The sequence below is a fragment of the Streptomyces sp. NBC_01390 genome, assembly GCF_045040105.1.
In the GTDB taxonomy this organism is placed as follows: Bacteria; Actinomycetota; Actinomycetes; order Streptomycetales; family Streptomycetaceae; genus Streptomyces.
The window spans coordinates 8,664,535-8,676,034 of record NZ_CP109551.1; the positions used below are offsets into that span (position 1 = coordinate 8,664,535).

Genomic DNA, 11,500 nt, shown 5'->3' on the forward strand with positions numbered 1-11,500 from the left:
ACTGAACACCGCTGTCCTGCGGACCGAGATCCGGCTGATCAGCCGCGAACCCGGCGCACTCTTCTGGATCCTGCTGTTCCCGACGCTCCTCCTGGTGATCCTCGGCTCGATCCCCTCCTTCGGCGACGCGCAGGCCGACCTGGGCGGCCTGCGGACCATCGACGTGTACGTGCCGGTGGCCGTGCTGCTCGGGCTGCTCGTCGGCGGGCTCCAGTCCATGCCGCAGACCCTCACCGGCTACCGCGAGCGCGGCATCCTGCGCCGGATGTCCACCACCCCGGTCCGCCCGGCAGCCCTCCTCCTCGCGCAGATGCTGGTGTACGGCGGGGCCGCCCTGGCGTCGTCGCTGCTCGCCCTCGGTGTCGGCCGGTTCGCGTTCGACGTACGACTGCCACGGCAGCCCTTCGGCTACGCCCTGGCCCTCCTCCTGACCGTCCTGGCCGCACTCGCGCTCGGCGCGGTGATCTCCGCGCTGTCCCGGACGACGAAGGTCGCGGGCGCCATCGGCACGGCCGCGTTCTTCCCGGCGATGTTCTGCGCGGGTGTGTGGGCGCCGGTGCAGACCATGCCGGACGTGCTGGCCAGGATCGTCGGCTGGACCCCGTTCGGTGCGGCGGCCGAGGCGCTGAACCGGGCGGCGGCGGGGGACTGGCCCGGCTGGGACCACCTGGGCGTGCTGGTGGCCTGGACGGTGCTGCTGACGGCGGGCGCCGCCCGCTGGTTCCGGTGGGAGTAGCGGACCGGTGGGAGCAGTGGACGGCCGACGGTCCGTGCGGCTTTCGACGCGGACCCCTGTGCGGACCTCCGTACGGACCTTCGTGCGGACCGTCGCGCGGACTTCCGTGCAGACTGGGCACATGACCGCGGCGGACACACAGCTCGACCGGCGCATGGAGCAACTGCACATCTGGGGCCCGTACGGGCTGCTCGGCGTCAGCGCGGTCCTCGCGGGCGTCTCCGCCGAGCTGATCGACGGCCCCGCCGAATGGCGGGCCGCCGGGGTCCTCGTCGGCGCCGCGCTCGCGCTCCAGCTCTGGTGGCACGGCCTCCGCTCCCGCCGGGGCGACCGTGGCCGGACCCCGTCCCGGGCGGGGACGGCGTACTACGTCGTCCGCTGGGCGATCGCCTTCCTGCTTACCTGGATCAACCCGCTCTTCGCGTTCTACGCGGCCGCCGGCTACATGGACGCCGACGAAACGATCCCCGGGATGTGGCGACGGCTCGGGCTGTTCGCCAGCGCGGTCACCGTGGCCGGCGCGCAGGCGGGCGGGCCGCCGTTCGAGAGCGGGGGCCAGTGGGCCGCGTTCGCCGGGCTGCTGGCCGTCAACTTCGGCCTGCAGGCGCTGGTCGCCCACGCCACCGAGCAGGAGGAGCAGCGCTCCCGCGACCGGGCCGCCACCATCATCGAACTCGAACGCACCAACACGGCGTTGCAGCAGGCGCTCGACGAAAACGCCTCCCTGCACTCCCAACTCCTCCTCCAGGCAAGGGAAGCGGGCGTCGCGGACGAACGCCGCCGACTGGCCGCCGAGATCCACGACACGATCGCCCAGGGCCTGACCGGGATCATCGCCCAGCTCCAGGTGGTGACGAACACCCCGGACCGCGCCCTGGCGCGCGAACACACGGACCGCGCGATGAAGTTGGCCCGGCACAGCCTCGGCGAGGCCCGCCGCTCCGTGCAGAACCTCGCCCCCGTGGCCCTGGAGAGCGACGACCTGCCGGGCGCCCTGAAGAACACGGTCGCGGACTGGGCCGAACGCACGGGCATACGGGCCGAGTTCACGGTCACCGGACCGGCGCGACAACTCCACGCGGAGCTCGCGGCGACCCTTCTGCGCATCGCCCAGGAAGCCCTGTCGAACACCTCCCGCCACGCCCGCGCGTCACGGGCCGGCGTCACCCTGACCTTCCTCGGCGACGAGGTGATCCTCGACATCCGCGACGACGGCGAGGGCTTCGACCCGCTCGCGGTCCGCGCCCGCACCGGCACCGGTGGCTTCGGCCTCGACGGCATGCGGGCCCGCGCCGAACGCGTCGCGGGCGCGCTCACCCTGGAGTCCGAGCCGGGTCACGGCACGGCCGTCTCGGCGCGCGTACCGTTGGTCCCCCATGACCACTGACACACCCACCGCCGCACCCGCCACCGTGCCCATCACCCTCCTCATCGTCGACGACCATCCCGTCGTACGGGACGGGCTGCGCGGCATGTTCGAGTCGGCGCCGGACTTCGCGGTCCTCGGCGAGGCCTCGAACGGCGTCGAGGCGGTCGAACAGGCCGGCGCCCTCGACCCCGACGTCGTCCTGATGGACCTGCGGATGCCGGGCGGCGGCGGAGTCGACGCCATCGCCGAACTGACCCGACGCCGGTCCCGGGCGAAGATCCTCGTCCTGACGACGTACGACACGGACTCGGACACCCTCCCCGCGATCGAGGCGGGCGCGACGGGCTACCTCCTGAAGGACGCGCCGCGGGACGAACTCTTCACGGCGGTACGGGCGGCCGCCCAGGGCCGCACGGTCCTCTCCCCGGCGGTGGCCTCCCGCCTGGTCTCGGCGGTCCGCACCCCGGGGAACGAGCCCCTCTCGGCCCGCGAGCGCGAGGTTCTGGCCCTGGTCGCCAAGGGCACGTCGAACCGGGAGATCGCCCGCGTCCTGTTCATCAGCGAGGCCACGGTGAAGACCCATCTCACCCACCTGTACGGCAAGTTGGGCGTCAAGGACCGCGCGGCGGCGGTGGCGACGGCGTACGAGCGGGGCATCCTGGGCTGACCCGTCCCGACCCGACCCGACGGACGGGCCCTCATCACGTGGAGAGCCACGTGGACAAGCACGTCGAGAATCATGTTGAGGGTCCCGTGGCGCCGCCATAAGGTCGGGCGCATGTCCCTACGTCTTCGTATGCGCCAAGCCCTGCCCGAAGCGATGCGCGCCCGTGACAAGGTCGCGGTCAGTGCCCTGCGCGCGACACTCGGGGCGTTGGACAACGCCGAGGCGGCGCCCGTGGACGAAGCCGAACTGCGAGGCGTGGCGCTCGAGTTGTCGCCGGTGGGCGCCGGCGCCACCGAAGCGGCGCGGCGCGAGCTGAGCGAGGGCGCCGTGCTGGACGTCGTACGCGCCGAGGCCGCCGAACGGCTCGAAGCCGCAGCGCAGTTGACCGCGCCCGCGCACGCCGACCGGGCCGCGCGACTCCGTGCGGAGGCCGCCGTACTGCTCCGCCTCCTCGACGACGACGTGAGCCTGTCAGGGATCGGTGAAACACGATGAGTTCCACGCTGGACGGACCGCTGTTGGAGGGCTCACTCGTACGCCTGGAGCCACTGGACCACAGGCACACGCCGGACCTGGCCGCCGCGGCGGAGGAGGACCGTGACTCGTACCGGTTCACCTGGGTGCCGAGGGCGGCCGAGGTCGGCGAGTACATCGACGCCCAGCTCGCCCGCGCCTCCGCGGGGCTACTGGCTCCGTACGCGCAGGTGGACCGGGCCTCGGGGCGCGCGGTCGGGGTCACGGCCTACTGGGAACCGCGACGGTGGCTGGAGGACGGCAGCGTCTCCGCGATCGAGGTCGGCTTCACCTGGCTCGCGGCCTCCGCGCAGGGCACCGGGCTGAACACCGAGGCCAAGTACCTGCTGTTCCGGCACGCGTTCGAGAACTGGGGCGTGGCCCGCGTCGACCTGAAGACGGACGCCCGCAACGGCCGTTCACGGGCCGCGATCGAAAAGGCGGGCGCGCGCTTCGAGGGCGTACTGAGGAACTGGTCCCGCTCATGGGCACCGGGCGAGGAGGGCCGCCTGCGTGACTCCGCGATCTTCTCGATCATCGCGGAGGAATGGCCGACCTGCCGGAAGGGGCTCGAACAACGCCTCGCACGCGCTCGCGAACGCGGCGCCCAGAGTGCACCGGATTCATCGGGTTCACGGGTCGGGCGATGGCCGAGCTGAAGCGGCTGGACGCCGGTCATGCGCCGGCGGTCCTGGCCTTCGAGCTGGCCAACCGCGCCTACTTCGCCGCTGCGGTCTCCGACCGCGGCGACGAGTACTTCGACCGGTTCGCCGACAGCTACGACGCCTTGCTGGCCGAGCAGGACGACGGCGTCTGCGCCTTCTACCTGCTGGTCGCCGAGGACGGCTCGGTGCACGGCAGGTTCAACCTGTACGACCTGGAGGACGGCACCGCCCGGCTCGGCTACCGGGTCGCGGAGCGGGTCGCCGGCCGAGGCGTGGCGACCGCGACCGTTCGGGAACTGTGCCGGCTGGCGGCGTCGCGGCACGGCCTGCGCACCCTGACGGCGGCCGCGGCCCGTGAGAACGCCGCGTCCCGGAAGGTGCTGACCAACGCCGGATTCGTCCCGGTCGGGCCGGCCGACCCGGCAGACGTCGGCGGCAGGCCGGGCATCTGGTACCGACGCGACCTGACACTCTGAACACCGCGCAGGTGAAGTGGACGGATCGAAGGGAGGCGCCCGGATCCCGGATCAGGCCGGGTACGCCAACAGCCCGCCCCTCTTGTCCTTCACTCCACCACACGCAGCAACAGCACGGCCCGCCCCGGCACCTCGATCTCCTCCCCGGCCCGGTACCCGACCCCCGGCGCCGCTCCCTGCTCCTCCCGGGAGGTGTCGACGATGACCTCGTACCGGTCCGCCCAGGGCGCCCCCGGCAGCACGAAGCTCGTCGGGCGGTCGCCCGCGTGGAGCACGGCCAGGAAGCTGTCGTCGACGATCGGGGCGCCCCGCGCGTCCCGGCCCGGGATGTCACGCCCCGAGAGATACATGCCCAGGGTCGCCGCCGGCGCGTACCAGTCCCCTTCCGTCATCTCCGCGCCCCGAGCCGTGAACCAGGCCAGGTCCCGCAGGCCGTCCGCCGAACGGGCCCGGCCGGAGAAGAACGCCCGGCGGCGCAGTACGGGATGCCGGTGCCGCAACTCGATGAGACGCGCGGTGAGTTCGGTCAGTGCGCGCCAGCCCGGGTCCTCCAGGAGACTCCAGTCCAGCCAGCTGATCTCGTTGTCCTGGCAGTACGCGTTGTTGTTGCCGCCCTGGGTGCGCCCCAGTTCGTCGCCCGCGACCAGCATCGGAACGCCCGTCGACAGCAGCAGAGTTGTCAGCAGGTTCCTCAACTGGCGCCGCCGCAGCGCCCGTACGCGCTCGTCGTCCGTCTCTCCCTCCGTGCCGCAGTTCCAGGCGCGGTTGTCGTCCGTGCCGTCCCGGTTGCCCTCCCCGTTGGCCTCGTTGTGCTTGCGCTCGTACGACACCAGGTCCCGCAGAGTGAAACCGTCGTGCGCCGTGACGAAGTTGACCGAGGCGTACGGGCGCCGGCCGCCCCACGCGTACAGGTCGCTCGACCCCGACAGGCGGTAGCCGAGGTCCCGTACGTCCGGCAGCGCGCCCCGCCAGAAGTCCCGTACGGCATTGCGATAGCGGTCGTTCCACTCCGTCCAGAGGGGTGGGAACGCGCCGACCTGGTAGCCGCCCGAACCGACGTCCCAGGGCTCCGCGATCAGTTTCACCCGCCTCAGCACCGGGTCCTGGGCGATCACCGCGAGGAAGGGCGAGAGCATGTCGACGTCGTGCATCGAGCGGGCCAGGGCCGCCGCCAGGTCGAACCGGAAGCCGTCCACCCCCATCTCGGTCACCCAGTACCGCAACGAGTCGGTGATCAGGCGCAGTACGTGCGGCTGGACCACGTGGAGCGTGTTTCCGCAGCCCGTGTAGTCCGTGTACCGGCGAGCGTCGTTCTGCAGCCGGTAGTAGCCCCGGTTGTCCATGCCCCGCAGGGACAGCGTCGGGCCGTGTTCGTCCGCCTCCGCCGTGTGGTTGTAGACCACGTCGAGGATGACCTCGATACCCGCCGCGTGCAGTGCGCGCACCATGCGCTTGAACTCGCCGACCTGCTGGCCCGCCGTACCCGTCGCCGCGTAGCCCGCGTGCGGGGCGAAGTAGCCGATCGAGTTGTAGCCCCAGTAGTTCTTCGTGCCCCGGCGCAGCAGATGGTCCTCGTGCGCGAACTGGTGCACCGGCAGCAGCTCGACCGCCGTCACGCCCAGCTTCGTCAGATGTTCTATCGCCGCCGGATGCGCCAGGCCGGCGTAGGTGCCCCGGAGCTCCTCCGGGATGCCCGGGTGCAGCTTGGTGAAGCCCTTGACGTGGACCTCGTAGATCACCGAGTCCGCCCACGGCGTTTTCGGGCGGCGGTCGTCCGCCCACTCGTCGTCGGGGGCGTCGTCGTGGACGACGACGCCCTTCGGGACGAACGGCGCCGAGTCCCGGTCGTCGCGCACGGTGTCCGCGACCTGCTGCTGGGGCCAGTCACGGACATGCCCGTACACCTCGGGGGGCAGGTCGAAATCGCCGTCCACCGCACGGGCGTACGGGTCCAGGAGCAGCTTCGCCGGGTTCCAGCGGGCGCCGGTCCACGGGTCCCAGCGGCCGTGCACGCGGTAGCCGTACCGCTGGCCCGGCATGACCCCGGGCACGAAGCCGTGCCAGATCTCGTGCGTCAGTTCGGTGAGGGGGACGCGGGTCTCCACCTCCCCGCCACCTTCCACCTGGCCGAACAGGCACAGCTCCACCGCCTCCGCCCCACCCGCCCACAGCGCGAAGTTGGTGCCCGACACGCCGTCCGGGCCGGTGCGGAAACGCGCGCCCAGCGGCATGGGCGTCCCCGGCCACACGGGCACGGAGGGCAGCGCGGCGCGTGGCACGCCGTTCGGCGCGGGGTCGGTGGTGACGTCAGTGGTGACGTCGGTGTCTGGCAACACGGCTTCGGGGCGCCTCTCCTCGACGGCGCGCTCGTTCGCGACCGCCTTCTGCTCGGCTGCGCTGGACACCTCTCCGCCTCCCGCGACTCGTGGAACGGATGGAACGGGTGGAACAGATGGAACAGGTGGAACGAGTGAAACGAAACCCGTACAACGAGAACAAGTGTGCGGCGTCCCGGCCGCAGAGCCCTGTCGCGTCGCTCTTCGCGTCGTTTCTCCCCCCTGTTCTGCCCAGAGCGTGGCTCGCACTCACGTTTCCCCGGGGCGGGCCGCGTCGTTGGGGTCAGCGTGAGGCACGTAACTGGGCGCGCTCGGCGCGCGAGGGCCGGGCTGGCCGCCGTACTGACATGGGCAGGACTGCTGGCCGGAGCAGCCGGCTGCACTTCGGAGGGGGTGGTAGGGGTGGACTCGGTGTTCGGGAAAGCCCGGGCACCGATGGACGTGATCCGCGTCTCGCCGGACGACGGCAGTCGCTCCGTGCGCCCCGACAACCCCCTTCTCGTACGGGTGCCCAGCGGGCGCCTGGAGTCGGTGAAGGTCGTCAGGGCGCAGGACGCGCAGGAGTCGGCGGTGCCCGGCCGGATCTCCGAGGACGGGCTGTCCTGGCGGCCCGACGACGCGCGGCTCGCGCTGGCCGCCAGATACACGGTCGACGTCGTGGCGCTCGACGCCCACGGCCGCCGTTCGGCCCGGCACACGACCTTCACCACGTACGTGCCCGATGAGCGGTTCATCGGATACGTCGTCCCGGAGAACCGCTCCACCGTCGGCACCGGAATGATCGTGTCGCTGGAGTTCAACCGGGGGATCCAGAACCGCGCGGCCGTCGAACGCGCGATCCACGTCACCGCCGAGCCCGCCGTCGAGATCCGCCCGCACTGGTTCGGCGACGACCGCGTCGACTTCCGGCCCGAGGAGTACTGGGCGCCCGGCACCAAGGTCACCGTCGACCTCGCGCTGCGGGACGTCGAGGGGGCGCCGGGGGTCTACGGGATCCAGTACAAGACGTTCACGTTCACCGTCGGCCGAAGTCAGGTCTCGCTCGTCGACGCCACCGCGCACACCATGGAGGTGCGGCGCGACGGCGCACTGCTCGCCACGGTGCCGATCACGGCGGGGGCGCCGAAGTCCACGACGTACAACGGGAAAATGGTGGTCAGCGAGATGCTGGAACTGACCCGGATGAACGGTGCCACGGTCGGCTTCAAGAAGAAGGACGGCCGGGGCGAGTACGACATCCCGGACGTGCCGCACGCGATGCGGCTGACCACCTCCGGGACCTTCCTGCACGGCAACTACTGGGCGCCGGACGCCTTCGGCAACACCAACGTCAGTCACGGCTGCGTCGGGCTGAAGGATGTGAAGGGCGGCAGTTCGGACAGTCCGGCGGGCTGGTTCTTCGACCGGAGCCTGGTCGGCGACGTCGTCGAGGTCGTCCACAGCAAGGACAAGAACGTCGCTCCCGACAACGGGCTCGGCGGCTGGAACATGGACTGGAAGGAGTGGAAGGCGGGCACTGCCGTGAAATAGCCGGGAGTTGCGGGAGTTGAGGAAAGCGGTGGTCGCCAGTGAGCTGTGACGGTCGCCGGCGGTCAGTTGAGTCATGTGAACAGTCAGGTCCGACTATCTGATGATGTTGGGACGAAACAGTGACCTTCCGGGGCCGCCAGGGGGTGTGACCTTGTGCTTAATATGCGGCCGGGTGCGTGGGACGCGCCGGGGAAGCGGGCCTGGACCAGGCCACGGGGAGGGGAGACCAGCTTGAACGCGCGACCGATATCGGGGGCTTCGGCTGCGGCACGACAGGGCGGGGCACGGGGAAGCCGGATACGAGTGAGCGGGATACGGGGGAGCAGAGGTCCACTGGCGCTGCTCGCAGGTGTGGTGCTCGTCGCCGTGACCGCGTGCGGCGGGGGCGGCGGCTCGGACTCCGGGTCCGACGACGCCAAGCCCAAGGGCAAGGACTCCACCACCGCGGAGACCCAGCAGTCGCAGGCGGTCGTCACCATCGCGCCCAAGGACGGCGCGAAGTCCGTGGACACCAGCGGCGCCCTCAACATCAGCGCCGCGAAGGGCAAGCTGACCGAGGTCAAGGTCGAGGACTCCAAGGGCAACGCGGTCGCGGGCGCGCTGACCGCCGGCGACACCAAGTGGGCGCCCGCGACGCATCTCGCCGCGTCGACCACGTACAAGGTGCACGTGGTGGCGAAGGACACCGAGGGCCGTACGGCGGCGGAGGAGTCCTCCTTCACCACCCTCACCCCGAAGAACACCTTCGTCGGTACGTTCACGCCCGAGGACGGTTCGAAGGTCGGCGTGGGCATGCCGTTCTCGGTCCGCTTCACCCGGGGCATCACGCACCCCGAGGACGTCGAGAAGGCCATCACCGTCAAGACCGAGCCGGCCGTCGACGTCGAGGGCCACTGGTTCGGCAACGACCGCCTCGACTTCCGCCCGGAGAAGTACTGGGCGCCGGGCACGAAGGTCACCGTCACCCTCGCCCTGGACGGCGTCGAGGGACGCCCCGGCGTCTACGGCAAGCAGGCCAAGAAGGTCTCCTTCACCATCGGCCGCAGCCAGGTCTCCACGGTCGACGTCAAGACCAAGAAGATGGTCGTACGACGGGACGGCAAGGTCATCAAGACCATCGCCGTCACCACCGGCAAGCCCGGGTACGACACCTGGAACGGCCAGATGGTCATCACCGAGCGCCTCGAGGTGACCCGGATGAACGGCGAGACGGTCGGCTACGGCGGCGAGTACGACATCAAGGACGTCCCGCACGCCCAGCGCCTGACCAACTCCGGCACCTTCATCCACGGCAACTACTGGGGCGGCAACGCCTTCGGCAACTACAACGCCAGCCACGGCTGCATCGGCCTGCGGGACGTGCGCGGCGGCTACGACAGCGGAGTGTCGGCGGCCTGGTTCTTCAACCGGTCGATGATCGGCGACGTGGTGATCGTGAAGAACTCCAACGACCGGATCGTCGACCCGGACAACGGCCTCAACGCCTGGAACATGTCCTGGGAGAAGTGGAAGGCGTAATCGCGTTTACGTCGACTTACGTTGTCTTCCGTCGTCGTGGGGCCCGGTGTGACCGACCGCACCGGGCCCGTTGTCGTTAGTTGTCGTTAACCTGCCTCCATGACTGTGCATCTCGAAGTCGCCGAAGGCGTCGGCACGATCCGGCTGGACCGGCCGCCCATGAACGCGCTGGACGTCGCCACCCAGGACCGCCTCAAGGAGCTCGCGGAGGAGGCCACCCGCCGGGACGACGTACGGGCGGTCGTCGTGTACGGCGGGGAGAAGGTGTTCGCGGCCGGCGCGGACATCAAGGAGATGCAGGCCATGGACCACGCGGCGATGGTCGCCCGGGCCAGGGACCTGCAGGACTCCTTCAGCGCCGTCGCCCGTATCCCCAAGCCCGTCGTCGCCGCGGTGACCGGCTACGCGCTCGGCGGCGGCTGCGAGTTGGCGCTCTGCGCGGACTACCGCATCGCGGGCGACAACGCGAAACTCGGTCAGCCGGAGATCCTGCTGGGAGTGATCCCCGGCGCGGGCGGTACACAGCGGCTCTCCCGGCTGATCGGCCCCTCCAGGGCCAAGGACCTGATCTTCACCGGACGGATGGTCAAGGCGGACGAAGCGCTGTCACTCGGTCTGGTGGACCGCGTGGTACCGGCCGCCGACGTGTACACCGAGGCGCACGCCTGGGCGGCGAAGCTCGCGCAGGGACCGGCGATCGCACTGCGCGCGGCGAAGGAGTCGATCGACGCGGGTCTGGAGACGGACCTGGAGACAGGGCTCGCGATTGAACGGAACTGGTTCGCGGGCCTGTTCGCGACGGAGGACCGGGAGATCGGGATGCGCAGCTTTGTGGAGGAGGGCCCCGGAAAGGCGAAGTTTCTCTGACTTCCGTCGAGGCGCTCGTGGTTGACACGTTGTCTTGTACGGGTCCCTCGAAGGAGCGGTTTTATGGGAGCCTTGAGTCAGCCTTGAGCCTGCGTTGACGAGGGGGCCTGTCGCTTGCCTGAAAGTGAGCTTCCGCCGCAGGTCACAGGGGCTGTGGAAGCTGCCGAAATGCCAACGACATATGCCGGACGGCCTATTCGGAATGACGCGTTCCGGGGGGCGTATTCCTCCGGAACGGCCCCCGAGGGCGGCGTGGGCGGCCATGATGGGGGCATGGCGGGGCTGGAGGGCATGGAACAGCCGCGGGGACACGGCCGTGCGACGGCGGCGCGGTGGTCGCCTGCGGTCGAGGACGAACGGGCCCTCAAGGCGCTCGAATTGTTCGGAAACCCGACGGAAGCCGAGGTTCCGCTGCCGTCCCGCCCCGAATCCGCCGCCACCGCGCGCCGCCTCGCCCAGGTCGTCGTGCTGCGCCAGTGGGGGCTGAGCCCCAAAATGACGGAGGACGCGGTCCTGCTCGTCTCCGAACTGGTCGGCAACGCGGTCCGACACACGGGCGCGCGGGTGTTCGGCCTGCGGATGCACCGGCGTCGCGGCTGGATCCGGGTGGAGGTCCGGGACCCCTCGCGAGGACTGCCCTGTCTGATGCCGGTTCAGGAGATGGACATCAGCGGGCGGGGACTGATGCTGGTGGACAAGCTCTCCGACCGATGGGGCGTCGACCTGCTGCCGCGCGGCAAGACGACGTGGTTCGAGATGCGGGTCGCCGACCGGTAGGCGGTACCTCCGGGTTCGAGGCGTCGGGTCTGGGTGCGCGTCGGTT

11 protein-coding genes are annotated in these 11,500 nt (G+C 70.6%); 10 read left to right on the forward strand and 1 reads right to left on the reverse strand.

Annotated elements, in window-relative coordinates; translation table 11 throughout:
• Nucleotide 1: 1 nt before the first annotated feature.
• The 6 genes from OG241_RS39080 to OG241_RS39105 all read left to right on the forward strand — a co-directional run bounded on the left by OG241_RS39080 (nt 2) and on the right by OG241_RS39105 (nt 4,426).
• On the forward strand, nt 2-736 hold the full coding sequence (locus OG241_RS39080) for an ABC transporter permease (protein WP_405826681.1): 735 nt from the start codon (nt 2-4) through the stop codon (nt 734-736).
• A gap of 121 nt (nt 737-857) precedes the next feature.
• Nucleotides 858-2,123: a sensor histidine kinase gene (locus OG241_RS39085; RefSeq protein ID WP_405822359.1), complete on the forward strand. Its 1,266-nt coding sequence runs from the start codon at nt 858-860 to the stop codon at nt 2,121-2,123.
• Nucleotides 2,113-2,772 carry a response regulator gene (locus OG241_RS39090; protein ID WP_405822360.1) on the forward strand — a complete coding sequence of 220 codons (660 nt, stop codon included), beginning with the start codon at nt 2,113-2,115 and terminating at the stop codon, nt 2,770-2,772. Before OG241_RS39085 ends, OG241_RS39090 begins: the two co-directional genes overlap by 11 nt.
• Nucleotides 2,773-2,925: 153 nt before the next feature.
• Entirely contained in the window at nt 2,926-3,267 is a 342-nt protein-coding gene (locus OG241_RS39095) for a hypothetical protein (protein WP_405826682.1), read from the forward strand.
• Nucleotides 3,264-3,944 (forward strand): GNAT family N-acetyltransferase, encoded by a 681-nt coding sequence (locus OG241_RS39100; RefSeq protein WP_405822362.1) that lies wholly within the window; start codon nt 3,264-3,266, stop codon nt 3,942-3,944. The genes OG241_RS39095 and OG241_RS39100 overlap by 4 nt, the downstream gene beginning before the upstream one ends.
• Nucleotides 3,932-4,426 carry a GNAT family N-acetyltransferase gene (locus OG241_RS39105; RefSeq protein ID WP_405822364.1) on the forward strand — a complete coding sequence of 165 codons (495 nt, stop codon included), beginning with the start codon at nt 3,932-3,934 and terminating at the stop codon, nt 4,424-4,426. The genes OG241_RS39100 and OG241_RS39105 overlap by 13 nt, the downstream gene beginning before the upstream one ends.
• 89 nt (nt 4,427-4,515) lie before the next feature.
• On the opposite strand, the gene glgX is transcribed toward OG241_RS39105, so the two are convergent.
• Nucleotides 4,516-6,831, reverse strand: a complete 2,316-nt coding sequence (glgX, locus tag OG241_RS39110) for a glycogen debranching protein GlgX (RefSeq protein WP_405822366.1) — start codon at nt 6,829-6,831, stop codon at nt 4,516-4,518.
• A 219-nt stretch (nt 6,832-7,050) separates the two neighbouring features.
• Here glgX and OG241_RS39115 point away from each other — a divergent pair, with 219 nt between their 5' ends.
• The 4 genes from OG241_RS39115 to OG241_RS39130 all read left to right on the forward strand — a co-directional run bounded on the left by OG241_RS39115 (nt 7,051) and on the right by OG241_RS39130 (nt 11,454).
• A complete protein-coding gene (locus tag OG241_RS39115) occupies nt 7,051-8,292 on the forward strand; it encodes an Ig-like domain-containing protein (protein ID WP_405822368.1) in 1,242 nt (413 codons plus the stop codon).
• Between the two features lie 231 nt (nt 8,293-8,523).
• Nucleotides 8,524-9,810, forward strand: a complete 1,287-nt coding sequence (locus OG241_RS39120; protein WP_405822369.1) for an Ig-like domain-containing protein — start codon at nt 8,524-8,526, stop codon at nt 9,808-9,810.
• Between the two features lie 99 nt (nt 9,811-9,909).
• The gene (locus OG241_RS39125) at nt 9,910-10,677 is read left to right on the forward strand and encodes an enoyl-CoA hydratase/isomerase family protein (RefSeq protein ID WP_405822371.1); all 768 of its coding nucleotides are present in this window, start codon (nt 9,910-9,912) and stop codon (nt 10,675-10,677) included.
• Nucleotides 10,678-10,950: 273 nt separating this feature from the next.
• The gene (locus OG241_RS39130) at nt 10,951-11,454 is read left to right on the forward strand and encodes an ATP-binding protein (protein WP_405822373.1); all 504 of its coding nucleotides are present in this window, start codon (nt 10,951-10,953) and stop codon (nt 11,452-11,454) included.
• Nucleotides 11,455-11,500: the final 46 nt, after the last annotated feature.